The sequence below is a fragment of the Delftia sp. PX-1 genome (genome assembly GCF_055797465.1).
Genome location: NZ_CP184763.1, coordinates 2,185,982 through 2,208,308, shown reverse-complemented (window position 1 = coordinate 2,208,308; position 22,327 = coordinate 2,185,982). Strand labels below are relative to the sequence as shown.

Genomic DNA, 22,327 nt, shown 5'->3' with positions numbered 1-22,327 from the left:
GGCGCCACCAGCCGTCATTCCACCGGCAGCCCCGCCAGCTGTCCCTTGAATTCCTGCAGCGAGAAATGCGTGTGCACCTGGCGCACGCCGGGCAGCCGGTGCAGGCGGCTGAGCAGCAGATCGGAATAGGCGTCGAGATCGCGCGCCACGACGACCAGCAGGAAGTCCTCCGGCCCCGAGATGCCATGGAACATCACGACCTCGGGAATGGCGCAGACCGCTTCCTGGAAATGGCGCGAGGACTCCTCGTTCTGGTGGTCTATGCCCACCATCACGAAGGCCAGCACGCCAAAGCCTATGGCGCGCCGGCTCAGCGCGGCGTGGTAGCCGGTGATCACGCCCTCGTCCTCCAGCCGCTTGATGCGCCGCCATGACGGTGACTGCGACAAATGCACACGCTGCGCCAGCTCACCCGAGGTCAGCCGCGCGTTGTCCTGCAGGGCGCGGATCAGCAGCCGGTCCGTTCTGTCGATGTCGATTGGCATAAACCACCTATGAATTCATGTTTCACAGAATAACTTATCCAAGATCAAGTCGATTTAGGGATAACTACTAAACGCCCCGCGAAGGCCGTCCATAGCATCCGCCTCCGAAGCCCCCCACAGCAACGGAGACAACAACCCATGCCAGCCTTCGAAGACATCGTCCAGCGCGAAGCCGGACTCAAACAGCAGCTGTCCGCCGGACAGATGACCATGATCGCCATCGGCGGTGCCGTCGGCACCGGCCTGTTCCTGGGCAGCGGCTTTGCCATCGGCTTTGCCGGGCCCAGCGTGCTGATCAGCTATGCCATCGGCGCAGTGATCTCGCTGCTGCTCATGGGCTGCCTGGCCGAGATGACGGTGGCCCACCCGACCTCGGGCTCGTTCGGCGCCTATGCCGAGCACTACATCAGCCCGATGGCCGGCTTCATGGTCCGCTATGCCTACTGGGCCTGCGTGGTGCTGGCCGTGGGCACCGAGGTGACGGCCGTGGGCCTGTACATGGGCTACTGGTTCCCCGAGGTGCCGCGCTGGGCCTGGGTGGTGATCTTCTCGGGCGCGCTCATCGGCGTGAACATGATGAGCGTCAAGGCCTTCGGCGCCGTGGAGTACAGCTTCTCCATGATCAAGATCATCGCCATCGCGGCCTTTATCGTGGTCGGCGCCTGGGTGGTGTTCGGCGCCCGTCCGGACGGCGTGGGCTTTGCCAACTACGTCAACAACGGCGGCTTCTTCCCCAACGGCCTGTGGGGAACCTGGGTGGGCGTGATCATCGCCATCTTCAGCTACCTGAGCATCGAGATGATCGCGGTGGCCGCCGGCGAGGCCAAGGACCCGCAGCGCGCCGTCACCAGCGCCTTCCGCTCCACCATGGTGCGCCTGGTGGTGTTCTACCTGGCCACGATCGCGCTGATGCTGGCCATCGTGCCGTGGTCGGCCGCCGGCAAGGAGGGCAGCCCCTTCGTCAAGGTGATGGAGATCATCGGCCTGCCCGGCGCGGCCAGCGTGGTCAATTTCGTGGTGCTGGTGGCCGCCCTGTCGGCCATGAACAGCCAGCTGTACATCACCACCCGCATGATGTTCAGCCTCTCGCGCGCCGGCCATGCGCCCGCCGTGCTGGGCCGCGTGAACTCGCGCGGCGTGCCGCTGCCGGCGCTGCTGCTGTCCTGCCTGGGCATTGCCGTGGCCACGCTGTTCAACATCATCAATCCCGAGCAGTCCTTCATGCTGATGATGGCCGTGGCCATGTTCGGCGCCATGTTCACGTGGTTCATGATTTTCGTGACCCACCTGTTCTTCCGCATCCACTGGGTGCGCCAGGGCAACAAGCCGCTGGCCTTTCGCATGTGGGGCTTTCCGATGCTGACGCTGCTGGGCGCGGCGCTGATGCTGGCCGCCCTGGTGTCCACGCTGTTCACCGACGTATTCCGCCTGACCGTGCTCACGGGCCTGCCCTTTTTGCTGCTGCTGGCCGCCGTCTACGCCATCTGGTATCGCCGGCCGGCCGGCCAGCCCTCCCCTCAGACCCCAACCCCAACCCCAACCCAGACCCCAACATCCACCCAAGCCCAGGTTCCCGCCCGGTGACATCCGGCCTCCCGTTTCTCTCTCTGCCTTAGACACATGACGACTCTTGCCCCCCTCGATACCGCCCGCGCCTCGATGTTCAGCCACGTCCCGCCCTACCCCGGTGATCCCATCCTGTCGCTGATGGAAGCCTTTCAGCAGGACCCGCGCACCGACAAGGTCAGCCTGAGCATCGGCCTGTATTTCGACGAGGCCGGCCGCCTGCCCGTGCTGGACTGCGTGCGCCAGGCCGGCGATGCCCTGGCCCGCGAGCAAAGCCCCAGCGGCTACCTGCCCATCGAAGGCATTGCTCCCTACCGCCAGCTGGTGCAGGACCTGGTGTTCGGCGCTGGTCATGAGGCCGTGCGCAGTCAGCGCATCGCCACCGTGCAGACCCTGGGCGGCTCGGGCGCGCTCAAGCTGGGCGCGGACTTCATCCAGCACTATTTCCCCGATGCCGAGGTCTGGCTCAGCGATCCCACCTGGGACAACCACCTGGCCATCTTCCAGGGCGCGGGACTGCGCACCCACAGCTATCCCTACTACGACGCGGCCACGGGCAGCCTGCGCTTCGACGCCATGCTGCAGACGCTGCGAGAACTGTCCTCGGGCAGCGTGGTGCTGCTGCATGCCAGCTGCCACAACCCCACGGGCGTGGACCTGTCGCGCGAGCAGTGGCAGCAACTGATCCCGGTGATCGTGGAGCGCGGCCTGATCCCCTTTGTGGACATGGCCTACCAGGGCTTTGGCGATGGGCTCGATGAAGACGCCTGGTCCGTGCGCGCCCTGGCCGACGCGGGCGCCCAGGCCTTCGTGGCCAATTCGTTTTCCAAGAACTTCTCGCTGTATGGCGAACGCGTGGGCGGCCTCAGCGTGGTCTGCAACGACGCGTCCACGGCCGGCAATGTGCTGGGCCAGCTCAAGGCCACGGTGCGCAGCAACTATTCCTCGCCACCCACCCGTGGCGCACGCCTGGTGCAGCAGGTGCTGGCGTCGCCCGAACTGAGCGCCCAATGGGCGCAGGAGCTGGCGCAGATGCGCGGCCGCATCAAGGACATGCGCGCCCAGCTGCACGGCGCGCTGCATGAACGCTTTGGCGAGCGGCGCGACTTCGGCTTCCTGCTGACCCAGCGCGGCATGTTCAGCTACACCGGCATCACCGAGCCCCAGGTCCACCGCCTGCGCGACGAGCACGGCGTGTACCTGATCCGCTCGGGCCGCATGTGCATGTCGGGCCTGTCCGCCGCCAACGTGCAGTACGTGGCCGACGCCATTGCCACGGTGCTGGAGGCACCGCAATGAGCGGCTGCCCCGTCCATGGCGGCCTGACCGAGCGCATCGTCGCCGAGGAAAGGGCGCAGCTGGATTTCAGCCAGTCCATGAGCTATGGCGACTACCTGCAGCTGGACGCCATCCTGGGCGCACAGCAACTGCTGTCGCCCACGCATGACGAGCTGCTGTTCATCATCCAGCACCAGACCAGCGAGCTGTGGATGAAGCTCATGCTGCACGAGCTGGGCGCGGCCACGGCCGCCGTGGCGGCCGACCGCCATGCCGATGCCTTCAAGATGCTGGCCCGCGTGAGCCGCATCATGGAGCAGCTGGTGGGCGCCTGGTCCGTGCTGGCCACCATGACGCCTACCGAGTACACGGCCATGCGCCCGTATCTCGCCAGCTCCAGCGGCTTCCAGAGCTACCAGTACCGCTGCATCGAGTTCGCGCTGGGCAACAAGAACGCCGCCATGCTCCAGCCCCATGCCCACCGGCCCGACCTGCTGGCCCGGGTGGATGCCGCATGGCGCGCACCTTCCCTGTACGACGAGGCCCTGCGCCTGCTGGCACGCCAGGGGCTGGCCATTCCTGCCGGGCACCTGGAGCGCGACTGGACCCAGCCCTACACGGCCAGCCCCGAGGTCGAGGCCGCCTGGGCGCAGGTCTACCGCGACCCGCAGTCGCACTGGGACCTGTACCAACTGGGCGAAAAGCTCGCCGACATCGAGGACGCCTTCCGCCTGTGGCGCTTTCGCCATGTGACCACGGTGGAGCGCGTCATCGGCTTCAAGCGCGGCACGGGCGGCACCGGCGGCGTCAGCTACCTGCGCAAGATGCTGGACGTGGTGCTGTTCCCCGAAATCTGGTCCGTGAGAACCGCGCTGTAAGGCCTTCCGCCTGACAACAACCACCAAGAACCAAGACACCATGAAGCAAATCATCGACGTGGGACTGCCGCCGCTCAAGCAGCCCTTCTCCTGGGCCGTCAAGGCCAGCGGCCAGATGCTGTTCACGGCCCACGGCCCCGTGCGGCCCGACGGCAGCATCGACACCGGCCCCATCGGACAGCAGGCGCGCCTGACCTTCACCAACCTGCGCAACGCGCTGCAGGCCGCAGGCGGCACGCTGGCGCATGTGACCCAGGTGCTTATCTACATGACCGACGTGGCCGACATGCCGGCCATCGACGCCGTGTACCGCGAGTTCTTCGAGGCGCCCTATCCCAACCGCTCCAGCATGGGGATTTCGGCGCTGGTGGTGCCGGGCATGAAGCTGGAGATCGTGGCCTACGCCATGCTCCCCTAGAGGATGTGACGGACATGCCGGCGCCCCGCAATTGCGTTCAATACAGGGCCGGCGTGCGGGACGAGACTGCGTGCCTTGTGCAGTCCTGCGTCCGCGCGAAATCTCATGTCCTCCTCGCTGCTCGCCATGGGCGTCTTCACCCTCGTGGGTGCCATCACGCCCGGCCCCGTCAATGTGCTGGCCCTGCGCCACGGCGCAGCGCGCTCGCGCCTGGTCTCTGCCGCCTATGTGCTGGGCGCCAGCGCCAGCTATGCGGCCGTGGTCTGGGTCATGGGCCAGGGCGCACAGTGGCTGCTGCAGACGCTGCCGCAACTGTCTGCGGCCGCACAGTGGCTGTGCGCCGCCTATCTGCTGTGGCTGGCCTGGCGGCTGGCCAATGCGCCTGTGGGCCAGGCCGGGAGGCAGCAAAACGGCGGATCGCAGCGCACGCTGCAGGCCCTGCTGCAAGCACTGTTGCAGGGCACGGCCGTGCAGACGCTCAACCCCAAGGCCTGGCTGGTGGCGCTGGCCGGCGTGGGCCTGTTCGTGCTGCCCCACGCGAATGCGCCGTGGGCGCTGCTGCAGTTTTGCGCCATCTCGCTGCTGGCCTGCCTGGTGGGGGTCGGCAGTTGGGCGCTGCTGGGCCAGCTGCTTTCGGGCTGGCTGCGCACCGAACGCCGCCAGCGCCTGTTCCACCGCCTGCTGGCCCTGCTGCTGGTCGCCAGCGTGGCGGCCATGCTGGCATGATGGCTGGCCGCCATGACTTCAGCCTCTCCCCACCGATTCCACCGCCATCCGGCCGCTCCCTGGGCCGAGCTGCGCGACAGCGCGCGCTCGCCGCATTGCTTTCGGCTGCACATGCATGCCGAGTACTCGATCGGCATCGTGGACGCGGGCCGCACCGTGTTCCACCATGCCCACGGCCCGCAGCCCGTGGAGGCGGGCGGCGTGGTGCTGATCGAGCCCGGCGCCTGGCATGCCTGCAATCCCGACCCCGGCGCGCCATGGTCCTACCGCATGCTGTTTGTCGATGCCGACTGGCTGCACGCGCGGCTGGGCGTGGCCGCGCTGCGCTTTCCCCGGCGCACGCTCACGGATGCGGACATCGCCCGCCTGGTGGATGGCCTGTGCCGCCCCGTCGATGGCGCGGCCGCCGCCGACCGCCTGGCCCTGGGCCTGGAGCACCTGCTGGACCGCTGTGCCCAGCCCGCAGCCTTGCCCCTGCCCGGCGATGCGGCGGCCCTGGCCCCCGCGCTGCAGCGCCTGCATGCAGGACCCGATGCAGGCCTGACCGTGCAGTCCCTGGCCCAGGAATGCGGCATGAGCGCCACGCGCTTCATCCGCCGCTTCAAGGCGGCCACGGGCATGACGCCCGGCAGCTACCGCCTGAACCTGCGCATCAACGGCGCGCGCCGCCTGCTGGCCACGGGGGCGGCGCTGTCCGATGCGGCCTATGCCATGGGCTTTGCCGACCAGGCCCACCTGCAGCGCGCCTTCAAGGCCCACCATGCGCTGACGCCGGGCTGCTACGCACGCGGAACCTGAGCCGGACCCTCCCATGGTTTTGCAGCGGCCAGCCCGGGGCCGGCGGTGAAAGCGCAGATACTTACGCCTTCCGCTTTCAGCCCCCAACCGCCGCGCACCATGGCCGCCTTCCAAGACATTCAGCAACGAGAAACCGGCCTGCGCCAGCAGCTGTCCGCCGCCCAGATGGTGATGATCGCCATCGGAGGCGCCATCGGCACCGGCCTTTTCATGGGCAGCGCCTTCGCCATCGGATTCGCCGGCCCCAGCGTGCTGGTCAGCTACGCCATCGGCGCGCTGATCTCGCTGCTGCTCATGGGCTGCCTGGCAGAGATGACGGTGGCCCATCCGACCTCGGGCTCGTTCGGCGCCTATGCCGAGCACTACATCAGCCCGATGGCCGGCTTCATGGTCCGCTATGCCTACTGGGCCGCCGTGGTGCTGGCCGTGGGCATGGAGGTGACGGCCATAGGCATCTACATGGGCTACTGGTTCCCCGACGTGCCGCGCTGGATCTGGGTGGTGGTGTTCTCGGGCGCGCTGGTGGCCGTCAACGCCAGCAGCGTCAAGGCCTTCGGCCAGGTGGAGTACGGCTTTTCCATGGTCAAGATCATCGCCATCGTGGCCTTCATCCTGATCGGCGCCTGGGTGGTGTTCGGCTCGCAGCCCCAGGGCATCGGCTTTTTCAACTACACGGCCGATGGCGGCTTCTTCCCCAAGGGCCTGTGGGGCACCTGGGTGGCCGTGATCATCGCCATCTTCAGCTACCTGAGCCTGGAGGCCGTGGCCGTGGCGGCCGGCGAGGCCGAGGACCCCAAGCGCGCCATCACCCGGGCCTTTCGCACCACCATGGCGCGCCTGGTGATCTTCTACCTGCTGACGCTGGCGCTGATGCTGGCCATCGTGCCCTGGCAGCAGGCCGGCACGGACAAGAGCCCCTTCGTGAAGGTGATGGAGATCATCGGCATCCCGGGCGCTGCCAGCATCATCAACTTCGTGGTGCTGGTGGCCGCGCTGTCGGCCATGAACAGCCAGCTGTATGTGACCTCGCGCATGATGTTCAGCCTGTCGCGCGGCGGCTATGCGCCCTCGGTGTTCGGGCGGCTGAACAGCCGCGGCGTGCCCGTGGCGGCGATTGCCATCTCCTGCCTGGGCATTGCCGTGGCCGTGGCCGTGAACCTGTGGAAGCCCGAAGGCTCGCTGCTGTGGATGATGTCCGTGTCCATGTTCGGCGCCATGTTCACCTGGTTCATGATCTTCGTGACCCATCTGTTTTTCCGCGCGCGCTGGTCGCGCGAGCATCCGGGCCAGCGCCTGCAGTTCCGCATGTGGGGCTATCCGCTGTTCACGCTGGCCGGCGCCGCGCTGATGCTGGGCGTGATCGTCACCACCTATTTCACCGAGGTCTTCCACATGACGCTGCTCACGGGCCTGCCCTTCCTGGGCCTGCTGGCCCTGGTGTATGCGCTGTGGTACCGGCCCCGCGCACAAGCGCGCAAGAAGGACTGAAACCATGACCCGCAGACTCTGGGACATCTCCCCGGCCGTGCAGGCCGCCAGCCCCGTCTTTCCCGGCGACACGGCCTACAGCCAGCAATGGTGCGCCACCATCGGGCCGGGCTGCCCGGTCAATGTCAGCGCCATCACGCTGTCGCCCCATGTGGGAGCGCATGCCGATGCACCGCTGCACTATGACGCGGACGGCGCCAGCATCGGCCATGTGGACCTGGACGCCTTCCTCGGCCCCTGCCGCGTGATCCACGCCATCGGCAAGGGAACGCTGGTCGAATGGGAGCACATCGCCCACGCCGTGGAGCATCTTCCGGCACGCGTGCTGGTGCGCACCTACGAGCGCGCCCCCGCCACCTGGGACCAGGAACTGGCAGCCTATGCGCCGGCCACGGTCGAGCGTCTGGCCGACCTGGGCGTGAAGCTCATCGGCATAGACACGGCCAGCATCGACCCGGCCAGCAGCAAGAGCCTGGACAGCCACCAGGTGATCCGCCGGCGCGGCCTGCGCGTGCTGGAGAACCTGGTGCTGGACGAGGTGCCCGAGGGCGACTACGAGCTCATCGCCCTGCCGCTCAAGCTGGTCGAGGCCGATGCCTCGCCCGTGCGCGCCGTGCTGCGTGCCCTGGCCTGATTCCCGGGCCGCACCTTTCGCCTTTCGCCTTTTCCATACCCAAGGAGACCCCGTGACGAGCCTGCAAGACTGCCTCACCCTCGATGCGCAAGACCCGCTGCGCGCCCTGCGCGACCAATTCACGCTGCCCGAAGGCGTGATCTACCTTGACGGCAATTCGCTGGGCGCCAGCCCCCGCGCCGCCGCCGCGCGCGTGGCCGAGGTGGTGCAGCAGGAATGGGCCCAGGGCCTGATCCGCTCGTGGAACGACGCCGGCTGGATCAGCCTGCCCCAGCGCCTGGGCGACCAGTTCGCCCCCTGGCTGGGCGTGGGCGCGGGCGAGCTGGTGTTCACCGACACGGCCTCCATCAACCTCTACAAGGTGCTGACGGCGGCGGCCCGTATCGCGCGCGAGGACGCGCCGCAGCGCAAGCGCCTGATCAGCGAGCGCAGCAACTTCCCCACCGACCTCTACATCGCCCAGTCGGTCTGCCAGGAATACGGCCTGGAGCTGGTGCTGCTCGAACCCGAGGAGATTGCCGATGCGCTGACCGACGAGGTCGCCATCTGCATGCTCACCCATGTGAACTACCGCACGGGCGCCATGCACGACATGGCTGCCGTGACGGCTGCCGCGCAGGGCAAGGGCATTCTCTGCGTCTGGGACCTGTGCCACAGCGCGGGCGCCGTGCCTGTCGATCTCAAGGGCGCGAATGCCGACTTCGCCATCGGCTGCAGCTACAAGTACCTCAACGGCGGCCCCGGTGCGCCGGCCTTTGTCTGGGCCCATCCGCGCCTGATCAACCGCTTCTGGCAGCCGCTGTCGGGCTGGTTCGGCCATGCCGAGCCTTTCAAGTTTGTGCCGGACTACCACCCGGCCCAGGGCATACAGCGCTACCTGTGCGGCACCCAGCCCATGGTCAGCCTGAGCGTGCTGCAGTGCGGCCTGGACGTGTTCACGGCCGTGGAGCCGCTGGGCGGCATGGACGCGCTGCGCAACAAGTCGCTGGCGCTGACCGACCTGTTCATCGCCCTGGTCGAGGAACGCTGCCAGGGCCACGGCCTGGGCCTGGCCACGCCGCGCGAGCACGGCCGGCGCGGCTCCCAGGTCTGCCTCACGCGCGAGGAAGGGCTGGGCGTGGACGGCAAGGACAGCGGCGCCTATGCCATCGTGCAGGCGCTGATCGCACGCGGCGTGATCGGCGACTTCCGCAAGGGAGACGGCACGGGCCTGCACAAGGACATCCTGCGCTTCGGCTTCACGCCGCTGTACGTGGGATTCGAAGATGTCTGGCATGCCGTGGAGCACCTGCGCCAGGTGCTGGAATCGGGCGAATGGCGCAAGCCGGAGTTCAACCGCGTCAATGCGGTGACCTGAAGCCTGGAGCCAGCCCTTCAGAACGCCGTGGACGACAGCGAGGCCCAGAGATGGGCCGCGACCAGGGCGCGCCAGGGCGCGAAGTCCCGCAGCCACAACTCGGTCTGCGCGGCGTCCACCGATTCCGTCTCCAGCAGCCGCGCCAGGGCGCGGCGCACGGCCACATCGCCGTGCAGCGGGCCGTCCAGGTGGCCATAGCCGCGCAGCAGCATGTAGTTCACCGTCCACGGACCGACGCCCTTGAGGGCCAGCAGCCGCCGGCTGATCTCGCTGGCGGGCAGCTCGGGCATGGCGGCCCAGTCGTCCAGCGGCAATTCACCCGACTGCACGGCCTGCGCCAGCAGGCGCAGCGTGTGCGTCTTGCTCCGCGAAAAGCCGGCTGCGCGCAGGTCGTCCTCGCTCAGCTGCGCCACCTGCGCGACCTCCGGCATGCACCACAGCTGCTGCGGCGCGTCGGCATGGCCATCGTGCAGCGCCACCGGCTGGCCGGCTGCAGCGATCAGGCGGCGGCGCAGCGACACGGCTGCCGCCACGCTGATCTGCTGCCCGGTGACGGCCCAGCTCAGCGCCTCCCAGGGCGTGCAGGCCGCGGGCACATGCAGGCCAGGCTGGCGCGCCAGCAGCGGTCCCAGCCGCTCATGGCGGCCAAAGCGGCGCTCGAACTCCCCCACATCCTGGGACAGTCCGAACATGCGCCGCAGCATGGCGGCCAGCACATCGTCCATGCCGGTGATTGCGCCTGCACCGGCGGGCAGGCGCCATCGGGCCTGCACCACGGCCGCCTCTTCGCACTGCGGCGTCAGCTCCAGGGTGAGCAGCGTGGGAAGGCCTTTCCACATCAGGCCCTTGTGCATGCGGATGGTGCCGCCATCCTGCAGATCGCATTCGGAAAGGCGCTGGGCATCGCGCCGGTGAAAGCCCCAGAACTCGGTCATGCGGTAGCCAACCGGCAGCGTCAGTTGCTGCTGCGTCTGATAGGTCTGGCCGGTGCCACGCCCTTGCCCTGGCCCTTGTCCTTGCCCGCTCATGCGCTTCCTGCCTGGCGCAGCGGTGCGTGCCCAGCGTCCTTGCCAGCCGCCTCCTGCGCCTGGCGCGCCTCGCGCAGCAGCAGGGCGCGCTTGCGCTCCACGCCCCAGCGGTAGCCGGAGATGCTGCCGTCGTTGCGCACCACGCGGTGGCAGGGCACGGCCACGGCAATGGGGTTGGCCGCGACGGCGCTGGCCACGGCCCGGGCACCCGTGGGCATGCCCAGGCGCAGGGCCAGTTCCGAATAGCTCAGGGTCTGGCCGGCGGGAATGGCGCACAGCGCCTGCCATACGCGCTGCTGGAAGGCCGTGCCCTGCACATCCAGCGGCAGTGCCAGGCCCCGGCGCGGCTGCTCGACCAGGGCCACGACCTGGGCCACGGTGTGCTCGAATCCGGCATCGCCGCCCACCAGTTCGGCCAGCGGAAAGCGCTGCTGCAGGTCCTGGACCAGGGCCTCGGCATCGTCGCCCAGCAGCACGCAGCACACGCCGCGATCGGTGCTGGCCACCAGGATGCTGCCCAGCGTGCATTCGGCCACCGCAAAGCGGATGGTCTGGCGCATGCCGCCGCGCCGGTAGTCACCGGGCGCCATGCCCAGCATGGCGCCTGCATCGCGGTAGAAACTGCTGCTGGCCGCATAGCCGCTGAGGTAGGCGGCATCGGTGACCGAGTCGCTCTGGCCTGGCTGCAGCGCCTGGCGCAGCGCACGCGCGCGGTGCGCCTTGGCATAGGCCTTGGGCGTGAGGCCCGTGGCCTGCTTGAACAATCGGTGCAGCTGCCAGGGGCTCAGCCCCGAGCGTTCTGCCAGCGCGCCCAGGGCGGGGGGCGGCTCCTCGGTCTCCAGCCAGCGGCAGCATCGGGCCACCAGGGCAGCGGGGTTGGCAGGGGCATCGCTGGCTTGATTCATGGCTTGGTGGGACACGGCATGTCTTTCAGGATCATCGGATGCCCTACTCTACGCAGCCCGGCGCGGGCGCGCATCCCGCTTCTTGCAAGCCGCAGGATTGCTGCGCGGGATTCGGTTACGCTGCGCCCTGCATTTTCCGCATCGAGACTTGCGAGACTCCCACATGACCACCGAACACTCCGGCTGTCCCATGAACAGCCCCGGCCGCACCGAATCCATCGTCAAAGAGGAGCGCGCCCAGCTGGACTTCAGCCAGTCCATGAGCTATGGCGACTACCTGCACCTGGACCAGATCCTCACGGCCCAGCACCCGCTGTCGCCCGCGCATGACGAGATGCTGTTCATCATCCAGCACCAGACCAGCGAGCTGTGGATGAAGCTGATGCTGCACGAGGTCCGCGCCGCCACGGCCGCCATCGCAGGCGGCACGCGTGCCGACGCCTTCAAGATGCTGGCCCGCGTCAGCCGCATCATGGAGCAGCTGGTCAGCGCCTGGACCGTGCTGTCCACCATGACCCCGCCCGAGTACACGGCCATGCGCCCGTATCTGGCCAGCTCCAGCGGCTTCCAGAGCTACCAGTACCGCTGCATCGAGTTTTCGCTGGGCAACAAGAATGCCGCCATGCTCCAGCCCCATGCCCACCGGCCCGATCTGCTGGCCCAGGTGGAGGCGGCATGGCGCTCGCCCTCGCTCTACGACGTGTCCCTGCAACTGCTGGCGCGCGAGGGCATCGAGGTGCCCGCCGACCGGCTGGAGCGCGACTGGACCCAGCCCTACGAGGCCAGCGAAGGCGTCAAGCAGGCCTGGATCACGGTCTACCGCGATCCCCACCAGCACTGGGACCTGTACCAGCTCGGCGAAAAGCTGGCCGACATCGAGGACGCCTTCCGACTTTGGCGCTTCCGCCATCTGACCACGGTGGAGCGCGTCATCGGCTTCAAGCGCGGCACGGGCGGCACCGGCGGCGTCAGCTACCTGCGCAAGATGCTGGACGTGGTGCTGTTCCCCGAAATCTGGGCGCTGCGCACCGAGCTGTAAGAACTGGCGGGCGCCACCGACGGCAGACCGCTGCGGTGGCGACAGCGCGCATGCGCGCAAACGGGTAAGCTGCGGCGCCAGGAGAAATACCGTGTCCGCAGCGCCGCAACAGCCCCCACACAACAACACACACACAGAGGCTTCGCAGACCTCCACCGCAGCACCGCCGCCACGCAGCCAGCTGCTGTGGGCCATGCTGCTGGCCCTGCTCTCGGCCTTTGCGCTGAGCCAGGCCTTTCGCACCACGACCTCGGTCATGGCGACCGGCCTGCAGCAGGATTTCGGGCTTACGGCCCAGTCGCTGGGGGCCTTTGCGGGCCTGTTCGGACTGTCCTTCGGCGTGGCCCAGCTGCTGATGGGCATCGGCATGGACCTCTACGGCCTGCGGCGCACGGTGCTGCTGTCGTTTCCGCTGGCGATTGCGGGGTCGGCACTGTCCGCCGCCGCACCCAACTACGGCTGGCTGATGGTGGGCCAGTTGCTGATCGGCGTGGGCTGCTCGCCCGCCTTTCTGGCCTGCACCATGTTCATCTCGCGCCACTTTCCCATGGACCGCTTCGCCTTTCTGTCGGGCGTGGGCATGGGCGTGGGCGGCTTGGGGCTGCTGTTCACAGGCACGCCGCTGGCCTGGCTGGTCCAGCATTTCGGCTGGCGCTCGGGCTTTGCGCTGCTGGCCGTGATGTCGGCCCTGTCGTGGCTGCTGATCTGGTGGCGCGTGCACGAGCCCGCCCGCCGCGGAGCACAGACCGCCGCACGGGAAAGCTGGGGCGTGGCGGCACGCCGCATGGCCGAGCTGTTCACGCTGCCGCACACCCTGGGTATCGTCCTGCTGGCCATGGCCTGCTATGCATCGTTTCTGGCGCTGCGCGGCCTGTGGCTGGGGCCGCTGCTCATCCATCGCTATGGCTTTTCGCTGGTGGAAAGCGGCAATGTGGCGCTGGTCGTATCGATGATCTCGCTGTTCAGCCCCGCGATTTTCGGGCGCATGGATCCCGGCCCAGGACGGCGCCGGCGCTGGCTCACCAATTACTCGCTGCTCATGGGCAGCCTGTTCATGCTCATGGCCTTTTTGCACCATGGCTGGACCAATGTGGCGCTGATCTTCGCCATGGGCCTGCTGTCCGGCTATTCGGTGCTGCAGTACGCCGATGTGCGCGCTTCCTACCCCCCAGAGATGACCGGCCGCGCACTGTCGCTGTTCACCATGGCCATGTTCCTGGGTGTGGCCCTGGTGCAATGGTTCACGGGCTGGGTGGCGGCCTGGGCCGAGGCCTGGGGCGTGGAGCCCTACAAGGCCGTGATGATCTCGATTGCGGCCACGCTGGTGGGCGCGTCGACCGCGTTCCGTTTCCTGCCCTCCTCGCCGCTGCTGCGCCAGGCATCCGCCTAGCGGCCGGAGTCTGTGCCTCTACAAGGCGTTGGCGGCCGAGCCATCGCCACGGTACAGCCAGGGCAGATCCATCAGCCGGGAGCCCAGCAGGCGCAGCGACAGGTCACGCCCCCAGCGCACCGGACCCGTGGCATGGAAGATGCGGCCATTGCGCTGCGAGCGCGCCTGCACGCGCGCATTGCGCTGCCAGCGATTGAGCGCGTAGCGGCGCAGGCGCATGTTCACATCCAGGTCATGCATGGACAGGGCGCGCTGCAGCTCCGCTGCATCTTCAATCGCCATGCCGGCGCCCTGGGCCAGATAGGGTCGCATGGGGTGGGCGGCATCGCCCAGCAAGGCCACCACGCCGCGCGCCATCTGCGCGGCCGATTGCACGGGCGGGCGATCGCCCACCGGCCACAGCCGCCAGTCACCGCCAGCGGCAGGCACATGCTGGATCAGGTCCAGCAGATGCGGGCAACTGCCCTGCAGCACCCGCACCAGATCATCGAGATTGCCCGCGTGGTCCCAGTTCGCCAGGTCCTCGGGCGCCGGGCCCTGGACGATGACCACCAGGTTCTGCAGCTCGCCCCGGCGCACGGGGTACTGGATGGCATGCATGCGCGAGCCCAGCCAGGCCGTGACATCGGTGGCACGCAGCCGCTTGGGCAACTGGGCCTGGTGCACCAGGGCGCGGTAGGCCAGGTGCCCGGTGACACGAGGCGGGCCGTCGCCCAGCAGCTGCTGGCGCAGGACGCTGCGCACGCCGTCGGCGGCGACCAGGGCATCGCCTTCGATCAGCTTGCCGGCCTGGGTTCGCACGGTGACCACGCCGTCAGTCTCGGAAAAGCTCTCGATGGGCTGGCCCAGGTTCAGGTGCATGCCCGGATAAGTCTGAGCGGCTTCCCGCAGCAGCTGCTGCAGATCGGCCCGGTGGATGGTGGCGTAAGCAGCGCCGTAGCGATGCACGGCCTCGCTGCCCAGAGGCATGTGCCCCAGTTCCTGCCCTGTGGCGGCGCTGCGCACCCGCAGGCTGTCCGGCAGCGCCACCACCTGCTGCAGCGGCTTTTGCAGGCCCCAGGCCTGCAGGCGGCGCACCACATTCGGCCCCAGCTGGATTCCAGCCCCCACTTCGCTGAGCACGCGTGCCTGTTCGAAAAGACGCACTTCCCAGCCCGCCCGCGATGCACCAATCGCGGCAGCCAGGCCACCAATGCCGCCGCCGGCAATCAACACCTGCTTGTTCATGCGCGTATTGTGCCCCTGCCTTCGCCCATGGTGGCTGGTGCCTGGATATTCAAGTCGGCCACCACTGAAGAAAATCAAAAAAACATCGGATTTGTCTGAAACACGCATGCATCCGCCATGCGTTGAGACGCCGCGACCCGGAAACACCCACCTCGCATGCTCCAAACTGCCGCAAGGTGCATCACTGGCACCGTGCATTTTGCGTTACCGCCAGAAATCGACCCTGGCATCGCCGCCGCGCAATGTCCGCGCACAGGCCCACGCTTTGCACAGCGCATGATAGTCATTCTCAACCGAGTCAATTTTTGACAAATGGCCGTGCCAATGAAAAAAGCCCGCACAAGGCGGGCTCTTTCAACATGCGCGATGGAAAAATCAGATGACGAACTTTTCGCGGTCCTGATTCTGAATCCACTTCGGCGGCTTGCCGCGTCCGGTCCAGGTCTGGCCAGTGGCGGGATCACGGTACTTGGGCGCCACCTTGGTGCCGGTTGCACCCGCATTGCCGCGACCACGAGCCGAAGGAAAGACGTCATCCGCAGTCAGGCCATATTCGGCAATCAAATTGCGAACCTTGCCCACGGCGTCAGACAGTTCACGCTTGCGCGCTTCCTGGATCTGTTGCTCCAGTTCCTGTCGCTGCTTCAGCAATTCCTTGTAAGAGCTCATGGTGTGCGCCTTGAAAGTTGTTTAAGAGCTTTCATTATAAAAACATAATCGCCCTACAGGGCAAGACGCATGTAAGCAAAATCCACAATATCGCAGTTGCCTATTGCAGCGAGGAGCCTTCGGATAATTCCGAAATGGCAAGCACCTTGTCAATGCGTTTGCCATCGAGATCAATCACCTCGAAGATCCAGCCCGCGCAGCTGATCCGCTCTCCCAGAACCGGCAAATGACCGCTTTCCGCCATGAGAAGGCCGGCAACGGTGTTGTATCGGCCACGGTGCTCATCGGGCAGGTCACGAATATCGAGGCGCGCCTTCAGCTCCGATATGGGCATCAGCCCGTCCAATAACCAGGAGCCATCCCCACGCTGCATGGCCCATGCTTCCGTTTCGGTCACAGGCTGTAACTCGCCGGTAATCGCCTCCAGCAAATCGCGCGGCGTCATGATGCCCTGCACCACGCCATATTCATCCACCACGAACACCATGCGCCCGGATCGGGCACGCAATTGCTCCAGCAGTTCCATGGCGCTGAGCGTCTCGGGCAGGAACGAGGCCGGCAGCACATGCTCGTAGAGCGTGGAGCCCGCCGCATCGGGACCCAATGCCAGCAGGCGCGCCACGCTGATGATGCCGACCACGTCATCAAGGGAATTGCGGCACACCGGATACCAGGAATGGCCGCCCTTTGCGTGGTCATCGGCCGAGGCCTGCAATGCCTCGGTGACGGTCATGTCGGCATCCAGCCATTGCACATCGCCGCGCGGCACCATGATCGACGTCAGCGAGCGGTCATCGAGATGGAAGACGTTCTGCACCATCTGATGTTCGCTGGCCTCGATGACGCCGGCATCGCGGCCCTCGGCAAGGCTGGCCGCGATCTCCTCCTCGGTCACGGAGCGTGCCGCCGATTCATTGATGCGCAGCAAGGTCAGCATGGCGCGGGTGGAGAAGGCCAGCAGCCGCACAAAAGGCTTGGCTGCCGACGCCACCCACGTCATGGGCCGTGAGACCACGATGGCCACGGTTTCGGGATAGAGCTGGCCGATGCGCTTGGGCACCAGCTCGCCGAAAACGATGGTGACGAAGGTGATCACGGTCACGACGACTGCCGTTGCCGAAATGCTGGCTGCGCGCTCTGGAACGCCCAGGCCCAGCAGCCATGTGGCCAGTCCGTCGCTGAAGGCCGCCTCACCCAGGATACCGTTGAGCAGGCCGATGGAGGTGATGCCCACCTGCACCGAAGAAAGAAATTGCGTGGGGTTGTCGAGCAAGGCCAGTGCCGCCACCGCCCCCTTGTCGCCTGTTTCAGCCAGTGCCACCAACCGAGCCTTGCGGCTGGAGGCCAGTGCCAATTCGGACATTGCAAACACCCCATTGAGCAGCGTAAGCAACGCGATCAGCAGAAAATCCATGGTTCGTATATCAGAAAGAAGACCATGGCACTTTACTGTATCGGTGATATCCAGGGATGCCACGACGCCTTTGAGCGCCTGCTGCAACGCGTGGATTTCTCCGCCAGCCGCGATACCGTATACATCCTCGGCGACCTGGTGAATCGCGGCCCGGCATCGGACAAGGTACTGCGCACCTGCATGGCCGCCGGCGACTCCATGCGCGCCCTGCTGGGCAACCATGACCTGCACCTGCTGGCCGCCGCCCACGGCGTGCGCCGCAACAGCCGCCGCGACACCTTGGCCCAGGTGCTGCAAGCGCCCGATCGTGACCAGCTGCTGGACTGGCTGCGACAGCAGCCGCTGGCGCGCAGCCACCGCACGGTGCATGGCGATGAGCTGCTGATGGTCCACGCAGGCGTGCTGCCGCAGTGGACCGCCCAGGAAGTGATGGACCTTGCAGGCGAGGTGCACACGGTACTTCGCAGCGCGCAATTGCCGGATTTCCTGCAAGCCATGTACGGCAACCAGCCCGATCGCTGGTCGCCGGATCTGCAGGGCTGGGAACGGCTGCGTGTCATCGTCAACGCGCTGACCCGGCTGCGTTTTTGCAGCGCTCAGGGGGTCATGGATTTCGACAGCACGGAGTCGGCAGAGCAGGCGGCGCCAGGACTCATGCCCTGGTTCGATGTGCCGGGCCGCGCCACGGCGGGCGTGCCCATTGCCTTTGGCCACTGGTCCACGCTGGGCCATATCAACCGGCCCGATCTGGTGGCGCTGGACACGGGCTGCGTCTGGGGTGGCTGCCTGAGCATGATGCGCTTCGGCGACCATCTGGTGGACAGGGAGCTGATCCAGGTGGATTGCCCGCAGGCCCAGGCCCCAGGCTGATCGGGAGCAGCCCGTGCACCCATGAAAAAACGCCTGCAAGGCAGGCGTTATTCGGGAAGCAGGCCGCGTGTGCGGCGCTCAGACCTCGGAGGTGGCGACGGGCGCGGCGGGCGCGACCGGTGCCTTGAACAGCGCCGCCAGCTTGCGCTTGGGCTTGATGTTGCCGCCGGCCTTGGGCGCAGCGCGCTGGCTTTCCCAGTTGGCGTCGGCGCTGGCCGAAGGCTCATAGGGCTTGTCGAAGAAGGGGTCGGAATGCGCCGGGCGCTGGGCCATGCGCGAGCCGCGATGGCCGAAGCCCGTGCTGCCCCGGGCGGCATCGGCACCGCGATCGCCACGCTCGCCGCCGCGATCCCGTTCACGACCGTACCCGCCGCCAGCGCCTTGGCGCGGCAGCTCGTCGAAACGGTGACCACGCGGTGCGCTGCCGCGGAAATCTTCCATGGGGCAGGTTTCGACGTTGATCTTCTTCTTGATGAGCTTCTCGATCTCGCCCACCAGGCGCGCATCGTGGTTGGTCACCAGGGTCACGGCAATGCCGGAGGCGCCTGCGCGGCCCGTGCGGCCGATGCGGTGCACATAGTCTTCGGCGTTGAAGGGCACGTCGTAGTTGAAGACGGCCGGCACGTCCTTGATGTCCAGGCCGCGGGCCGCGACATCGGTACACACCAGCAGATCGACCTCGCCGCGCTTGAAGGCTTCAAGCGCCTTCAGGCGCTCGTCCTGGCTCTTGTCGCCGTGCAGCGCCGTTGCGCGCAGGCCATCACGCTCCAGGGCACGCGTCAGGCGGGCGCAGCCCAGCTTGCTGTTGGAAAAGACGAAGGCCTGGCGGATCTCGCGCTGCTTGAGCAGCGAACGCAGCGCATAGCGCTTGTCGTCGTCGCTGACGCTGTAGAAGCGCTGCTCCACCGTGGACGCCGTCTCGTTGGGACGGGCCACTTCGATGGTGACGGGGTCTTGCAGGTAGCTGCCGGCCAGGCGCTTGATCTCGGGCGAGAAGGTGGCGCTGAACAGCAAGGTGGTGCGTGTCTTGGGCAGATGGGACAGGATGCGCTGCAGGTCGGGCAGGAAGCCGATGTCCAGCATGCGGTCCGCCTCGTCGAGCACCACGTACTCGACCTGGTTGAGCACCACGTTCTTGGCTTCGATATGGTCAAGCAGCCGGCCCGGCGTGGCCACCAGCACCTCGACGCCCTTTTTCAGTTCCAGCGTCTGCGGTTTCATGTCCATGCCACCGAACACCACGGTGCTGCGCAGCTTGGTGTACTTGGCGTACTGGGCGATCTGCTGAGCCACCTGGTCCGCCAGTTCGCGCGTGGGCAAAAGCACCAACGCCCGCACGGGGTGCCGTGCAGGCGAAGCGGAGGCATTTTCGTGGCGCATCAGCCGCTGCAGCAACGGCAGCGAGAACGCTGCCGTCTTGCCCGTGCCGGTCTGGGCTGCGCCCATGACATCCTTGCCGGTCAGAACAACCGGAATGGCCTGCGCCTGGATGGGCGTCATGGACTCGTAGCCCATGTCGGCCACGGCGCGCGCCAGGGACTCGGCCAGTTGGAGATTGGAGAAAGAGCTTGTCATTGAGGACGCTATTGTCGCACCTAGCGCGATTTGTGCGTTGCAATAACGCCAATTGGCACCTGGACAAGCATGGCGTTGCGTGAGCGCAACCCGCAAAAACCCGGTACGAGGGCCCGCTATGCGGGCATTTTTTCATCGCCGGGCCGCCGCCTCGAGATGGGAAAGCGCCCCTCGGGGGGCATTTTTCAAAGCGAAGCGGCCGAGAAAGTGTCGCAGGACTTGACGCTGCCGGTGCGCAGACCGGTGCTGAACCAGCGCTGGCGCTGGGCACTGGTGCCATGCGTGAAACTGTCGGGCACGACGGCGCCGCCACCGGCGCGCTGCAGGGCGTCGTCGCCGATCTTGGAAGCGGCATTCATGGCCGACTCCACATCGCCCTGCTCCAGGATCTGGCGTGCGCTTTGCGCGCGGTTCGCCCAGACGCCGGCCAGGCAATCGGCCTGCAGCTCCAGCTTGACCGACAGATGGTTGTATTCGACCTTGCTGACGCGGCCCCGCGCACGGTCCACCTGGGCGCTGATGCCCAGCAGGTTCTGCACGTGGTGGCCCACCTCGTGGGCAATCACATAGGCCTGGGCGAAATCGCCGGGCGCGCCCAGCTGGTTCTTGAGCGTCTCGTAGAAGCCCAGGTCGATATAGACCTTCTGGTCGGCAGGGCAGTAGAACGGCCCCATGGCGGACTGCCCCGTGCCGCAGGCCGTGGGCGTGGCGCCGCGGAACAGCACGAGCTTGGGATCGGCATATTGAGCGTCGCCCTGGCGGAACACCTCGCGCCACACATCCTCGGTATCGGCCAGCACGGTGGAGACGAAGCGGGCGAGCTGGTCGTCGGCCGGCGGCTTGTGGGCCGGCCCCTGGGGCTGCTGCACCTGCACCGGCGCGCCGCCGCTGAGCGCCCCCAGGATGGTCAGCGGATTGATGCCCAGCACCCAGCCACCGACCAGGGCGATGACGATGGTGCCGATGCCGATGCTGCGCCCGCCAAAGACGGGACCACCACCGCCACCACCACCGTCATCACGGCGGTCCTCCACATTGTCCGACTCGCGGTTGCCTTCCCATCTCATGGTGTTCGCTCCTGGATCTGTGCTGCGGCCTGCAGCATCGGGCGGCGATATTACGTCGGAACCTGCGGGGCCGCAGCGTCCGCAGTCCCGGCAATGATACGGCGTGTATCAGCGCACAGGCTGCACCGCCATGGGGGCAGTGACGGGCGGCGCCTGGCTGCGCAGTACCTGCTCGCGCGCCACCAGCACCATGCCGGCCAGCAGCGCGGCGACGATGCACAGGCCGACGACGACCGCCAGGCCCAGCCCCCATCCGCCGCGCCTGCGCCGCTCGCGTGCAGGCTCGCCGGGCCTGCGGGGCGCAGGTGCCTGTTCGCTGGGAGGCTCCTCGCGCTGCCACGGTTCGGGCGCGGGCCCGCGCCGCTGCTGCTCGTAGCGCGGGGTCGATTCCTTGCGGGGAGCTTCGGGCCGCGCCGAACCGTCCCAGCTGGGCTCCTCGCGCGGATAAGAAGGCTTTTGTGACATAGGCGACATCGTAGTGCCTGCGCAGGCCCGCGCGGGCCTGGGTGCACCACCGGACACATCGCGCATTGGCCTGCGCGCGCCTACTGTGTACAGTCGCGGCCATGAGCCATTCCAGCACGCACTCCTCCGCCGCCCTAGACGCGCAGGCCACGGCCGCCCTGCTGCCCTGGAAGGAGCTGGCCGAAGAGATCGCGGCTGTACTGCTGCAGCCCCGGGCAGTGCAGGTGCCGCCGCGCATCGTGATGCCACTGCCCGCAGGAGGCAGCCTGTTTTGCATGCCCGCCACCGATGGGCAGGTGGCCATGACCAAGCTGATCAGCCTCACGCCCGGCAATGCCGGCACGCCGCGCGCCACCATCCAGGGCGATGTGGTGGTCTTCGATGTGGCCACGGGCGAGCGCCGCCTGATCCTGGACGGCCCCACGGTCACGGCGCGGCGCACGGCCGCCGTATCGCTGCTGGCCGCGCAAAGGCTGGCTCCCAATCCGCAGGGCCCGCTGCTGATCGTGGGCGCCGGCGTGCAGGGCCTGGCCCATATGCAGGCCTTTGCAGCAGGCCTGGGCGTGCGCGAGGTCCAGGTGGCATCGCGCAGCGCCGAGAGCGCCCAGTCACTGGTCAGCCAGGCGCATGCCATGGGCCTGCAGGCCAGTGCCGTGCAGGATCTGGAGGCCGCCGCGCGCCATTGCCCGCTGATCGTGACCTGCACGCCGGCCCGCGCCGTGGTGCTGCATGCAGCCCCGCGCGCCGATGCCTTTGTATCGGCCGTGGGCGCCTTCACGCCGCAGATGGTGGAGCTGGCGCCCAGCCTGTGCCTGGGCCTTGCGCAGGCGGGTCGCGTCGTCGTCGATACCGCAGATGCGCTGCACGAAGCGGGTGATCTGCTGCAGGCGGGCATAGACGTGGCCGCCCTGCCCACGCTGGAGCAGGTGGTGCGCGAGCAATGGCTGCGCCCGCAGGTGCCGGTGCTGTTCAAATCCTGCGGATGGGGGGGCTGGGACCTTGCGGCCACCCGCCTGGCAATGCACCGGGCTGCGCTTCAGAACAGTTGAC

At 67.4% G+C, this 22,327-nt stretch carries 22 protein-coding genes; 13 read left to right on the top strand and 9 right to left on the bottom strand.

Annotated elements, in window-relative coordinates; genetic code table 11:
• Window positions 1-14 precede the first annotated feature (14 nt).
• A complete protein-coding gene (locus tag ACN20X_RS10215) occupies window positions 15-485 on the bottom strand; it encodes an Lrp/AsnC family transcriptional regulator (protein ID WP_016448991.1) in 471 nt (156 codons plus the stop codon).
• A 138-nt stretch (window positions 486-623) separates the two neighbouring features.
• Between ACN20X_RS10215 and ACN20X_RS10210 the strand changes: the two genes are divergently transcribed.
• The 9 genes from ACN20X_RS10210 (at window position 624) to kynU (ending at window position 9,628) form a co-directional block, all read left to right on the top strand.
• Window positions 624-2,069: an amino acid permease gene (locus ACN20X_RS10210; RefSeq protein WP_016452591.1), complete on the top strand. Its 1,446-nt coding sequence runs from the start codon at window positions 624-626 to the stop codon at window positions 2,067-2,069.
• Window positions 2,070-2,144: 75 nt separating this feature from the next.
• Complete coding sequence (locus ACN20X_RS10205) at window positions 2,145-3,350, top strand: amino acid aminotransferase (protein WP_191625618.1); 1,206 nt, start codon at window positions 2,145-2,147, stop codon at window positions 3,348-3,350.
• Window positions 3,347-4,207, top strand: coding sequence for a tryptophan 2,3-dioxygenase (kynA, locus tag ACN20X_RS10200; protein WP_016452593.1), 861 nt, complete (start codon window positions 3,347-3,349; stop codon window positions 4,205-4,207). Before ACN20X_RS10205 ends, kynA (ACN20X_RS10200) begins: the two co-directional genes overlap by 4 nt.
• Window positions 4,208-4,247: 40 nt before the next feature.
• Entirely contained in the window at window positions 4,248-4,625 is a 378-nt protein-coding gene (locus tag ACN20X_RS10195; protein ID WP_016452594.1) for a RidA family protein, read from the top strand.
• A gap of 105 nt (window positions 4,626-4,730) precedes the next feature.
• Entirely contained in the window at window positions 4,731-5,351 is a 621-nt protein-coding gene (locus ACN20X_RS10190; RefSeq protein ID WP_016452595.1) for a LysE family translocator, read from the top strand.
• Window positions 5,352-5,363: 12 nt separating this feature from the next.
• The gene (locus tag ACN20X_RS10185) at window positions 5,364-6,149 is read left to right on the top strand and encodes a helix-turn-helix domain-containing protein (protein WP_016452596.1); all 786 of its coding nucleotides are present in this window, start codon (window positions 5,364-5,366) and stop codon (window positions 6,147-6,149) included.
• A 99-nt stretch (window positions 6,150-6,248) separates the two neighbouring features.
• Window positions 6,249-7,637 (top strand): amino acid permease, encoded by a 1,389-nt coding sequence (locus tag ACN20X_RS10180; protein ID WP_016452597.1) that lies wholly within the window; start codon window positions 6,249-6,251, stop codon window positions 7,635-7,637.
• 4 nt (window positions 7,638-7,641) lie between these two features.
• Window positions 7,642-8,271: an arylformamidase gene (gene kynB, locus ACN20X_RS10175; protein WP_016452598.1), complete on the top strand. Its 630-nt coding sequence runs from the start codon at window positions 7,642-7,644 to the stop codon at window positions 8,269-8,271.
• Between the two features lie 52 nt (window positions 8,272-8,323).
• Window positions 8,324-9,628: a kynureninase gene (gene kynU, locus ACN20X_RS10170; protein WP_016452599.1), complete on the top strand. Its 1,305-nt coding sequence runs from the start codon at window positions 8,324-8,326 to the stop codon at window positions 9,626-9,628.
• Between the two features lie 17 nt (window positions 9,629-9,645).
• On the opposite strand, the gene ACN20X_RS10165 is transcribed toward kynU, so the two are convergent.
• Both ACN20X_RS10165 and ada read right to left on the bottom strand, forming a co-directional pair.
• Complete coding sequence (locus ACN20X_RS10165; protein ID WP_016452600.1) at window positions 9,646-10,656, bottom strand: DNA-3-methyladenine glycosylase family protein; 1,011 nt, start codon at window positions 10,654-10,656, stop codon at window positions 9,646-9,648.
• Complete coding sequence (gene ada / locus ACN20X_RS10160) at window positions 10,653-11,561, bottom strand: bifunctional DNA-binding transcriptional regulator/O6-methylguanine-DNA methyltransferase Ada (protein WP_017407564.1); 909 nt, start codon at window positions 11,559-11,561, stop codon at window positions 10,653-10,655. Before ada ends, ACN20X_RS10165 begins: the two co-directional genes overlap by 4 nt.
• Window positions 11,562-11,724: 163 nt before the next feature.
• On the opposite strand from ada, the gene kynA (ACN20X_RS10155) reads away from it, so the two are divergent.
• Together kynA (ACN20X_RS10155) and ACN20X_RS10150 are read left to right on the top strand one after the other, a co-directional pair.
• Window positions 11,725-12,600, top strand: coding sequence for a tryptophan 2,3-dioxygenase (gene kynA / locus ACN20X_RS10155; protein WP_016452602.1), 876 nt, complete (start codon window positions 11,725-11,727; stop codon window positions 12,598-12,600).
• Window positions 12,601-12,691: 91 nt separating this feature from the next.
• Entirely contained in the window at window positions 12,692-13,990 is a 1,299-nt protein-coding gene (locus tag ACN20X_RS10150) for an MFS transporter (protein ID WP_016449002.1), read from the top strand.
• An 18-nt stretch (window positions 13,991-14,008) separates the two neighbouring features.
• Here the strand turns inward: ACN20X_RS10150 and ACN20X_RS10145 are convergent, their stop codons facing one another.
• From ACN20X_RS10145 to ACN20X_RS10135, 3 genes are all read right to left on the bottom strand, one after another.
• A complete protein-coding gene (locus ACN20X_RS10145; protein WP_016452603.1) occupies window positions 14,009-15,217 on the bottom strand; it encodes an FAD-dependent monooxygenase in 1,209 nt (402 codons plus the stop codon).
• 375 nt (window positions 15,218-15,592) lie between these two features.
• Complete coding sequence (locus tag ACN20X_RS10140) at window positions 15,593-15,886, bottom strand: H-NS histone family protein (RefSeq protein WP_016449004.1); 294 nt, start codon at window positions 15,884-15,886, stop codon at window positions 15,593-15,595.
• Between the two features lie 100 nt (window positions 15,887-15,986).
• Window positions 15,987-17,300: a hemolysin family protein gene (locus ACN20X_RS10135; protein WP_016452604.1), complete on the bottom strand. Its 1,314-nt coding sequence runs from the start codon at window positions 17,298-17,300 to the stop codon at window positions 15,987-15,989.
• Window positions 17,301-17,324: 24 nt separating this feature from the next.
• Between ACN20X_RS10135 and ACN20X_RS10130 the strand changes: the two genes are divergently transcribed.
• Window positions 17,325-18,170, top strand: coding sequence for a symmetrical bis(5'-nucleosyl)-tetraphosphatase (locus ACN20X_RS10130; RefSeq protein ID WP_473210557.1), 846 nt, complete (start codon window positions 17,325-17,327; stop codon window positions 18,168-18,170).
• A 78-nt stretch (window positions 18,171-18,248) separates the two neighbouring features.
• Here the strand turns inward: ACN20X_RS10130 and ACN20X_RS10125 are convergent, their stop codons facing one another.
• The 3 genes from ACN20X_RS10125 to ACN20X_RS10115 all read right to left on the bottom strand — a co-directional run bounded on the left by ACN20X_RS10125 (window position 18,249) and on the right by ACN20X_RS10115 (window position 21,277).
• Window positions 18,249-19,745 carry a DEAD/DEAH box helicase gene (locus ACN20X_RS10125; protein WP_016452606.1) on the bottom strand — a complete coding sequence of 499 codons (1,497 nt, stop codon included), beginning with the start codon at window positions 19,743-19,745 and terminating at the stop codon, window positions 18,249-18,251.
• Window positions 19,746-19,930: 185 nt separating this feature from the next.
• Window positions 19,931-20,812, bottom strand: a complete 882-nt coding sequence (gene ypfJ, locus ACN20X_RS10120) for a KPN_02809 family neutral zinc metallopeptidase (RefSeq protein ID WP_016452607.1) — start codon at window positions 20,810-20,812, stop codon at window positions 19,931-19,933.
• A gap of 108 nt (window positions 20,813-20,920) precedes the next feature.
• Window positions 20,921-21,277, bottom strand: coding sequence for a hypothetical protein (locus tag ACN20X_RS10115; RefSeq protein ID WP_227469625.1), 357 nt, complete (start codon window positions 21,275-21,277; stop codon window positions 20,921-20,923).
• A 101-nt stretch (window positions 21,278-21,378) separates the two neighbouring features.
• Between ACN20X_RS10115 and ACN20X_RS10110 the strand changes: the two genes are divergently transcribed.
• Entirely contained in the window at window positions 21,379-22,326 is a 948-nt protein-coding gene (locus ACN20X_RS10110; protein ID WP_016452609.1) for a delta(1)-pyrroline-2-carboxylate reductase family protein, read from the top strand.
• The last annotated feature ends 1 nt before the right edge of the window (window position 22,327 follow it).

Bases quoted from the DNA above. Each gene is read 5' to 3' on its own strand.
- ACN20X_RS10140 (WP_016449004.1), bottom strand. From the start codon at position 15,886: ATGAGCTCTTACAAGGAATTGCTGAAGCAGCGACAGGAACTGGAGCAA.
- ACN20X_RS10135 (WP_016452604.1), bottom strand. From the start codon at position 17,300: ATGGATTTTCTGCTGATCGCGTTGCTTACGCTGCTCAATGGGGTGTTT.
- ypfJ (WP_016452607.1), bottom strand. From the start codon at position 20,812: ATGAGATGGGAAGGCAACCGCGAGTCGGACAATGTGGAGGACCGCCGT.
- ACN20X_RS10195 (WP_016452594.1), top strand. From the start codon at position 4,248: ATGAAGCAAATCATCGACGTGGGACTGCCGCCGCTCAAGCAGCCCTTC.
- ACN20X_RS10185 (WP_016452596.1), top strand. From the start codon at position 5,364: ATGACTTCAGCCTCTCCCCACCGATTCCACCGCCATCCGGCCGCTCCC.
- ACN20X_RS10190 (WP_016452595.1), top strand. From the start codon at position 4,731: ATGTCCTCCTCGCTGCTCGCCATGGGCGTCTTCACCCTCGTGGGTGCC.
- kynA (WP_016452602.1), top strand. From the start codon at position 11,725: ATGACCACCGAACACTCCGGCTGTCCCATGAACAGCCCCGGCCGCACC.
- kynA (WP_016452593.1), top strand. From the start codon at position 3,347: ATGAGCGGCTGCCCCGTCCATGGCGGCCTGACCGAGCGCATCGTCGCC.
- ACN20X_RS10115 (WP_227469625.1), bottom strand. From the start codon at position 21,277: ATGTCACAAAAGCCTTCTTATCCGCGCGAGGAGCCCAGCTGGGACGGT.
- ACN20X_RS10205 (WP_191625618.1), top strand. From the start codon at position 2,145: ATGTTCAGCCACGTCCCGCCCTACCCCGGTGATCCCATCCTGTCGCTG.
- kynB (WP_016452598.1), top strand. From the start codon at position 7,642: ATGACCCGCAGACTCTGGGACATCTCCCCGGCCGTGCAGGCCGCCAGC.
- ada (WP_017407564.1), bottom strand. From the start codon at position 11,561: ATGAATCAAGCCAGCGATGCCCCTGCCAACCCCGCTGCCCTGGTGGCC.
- ACN20X_RS10130 (WP_473210557.1), top strand. From the start codon at position 17,325: ATGGCACTTTACTGTATCGGTGATATCCAGGGATGCCACGACGCCTTT.
- ACN20X_RS10210 (WP_016452591.1), top strand. From the start codon at position 624: ATGCCAGCCTTCGAAGACATCGTCCAGCGCGAAGCCGGACTCAAACAG.
- ACN20X_RS10110 (WP_016452609.1), top strand. From the start codon at position 21,379: ATGAGCCATTCCAGCACGCACTCCTCCGCCGCCCTAGACGCGCAGGCC.
- ACN20X_RS10145 (WP_016452603.1), bottom strand. From the start codon at position 15,217: ATGAACAAGCAGGTGTTGATTGCCGGCGGCGGCATTGGTGGCCTGGCT.
- ACN20X_RS10215 (WP_016448991.1), bottom strand. From the start codon at position 485: ATGCCAATCGACATCGACAGAACGGACCGGCTGCTGATCCGCGCCCTG.
- ACN20X_RS10165 (WP_016452600.1), bottom strand. From the start codon at position 10,656: ATGAGCGGGCAAGGACAAGGGCCAGGGCAAGGGCGTGGCACCGGCCAG.
- ACN20X_RS10180 (WP_016452597.1), top strand. From the start codon at position 6,249: ATGGCCGCCTTCCAAGACATTCAGCAACGAGAAACCGGCCTGCGCCAG.
- ACN20X_RS10125 (WP_016452606.1), bottom strand. From the start codon at position 19,745: ATGACAAGCTCTTTCTCCAATCTCCAACTGGCCGAGTCCCTGGCGCGC.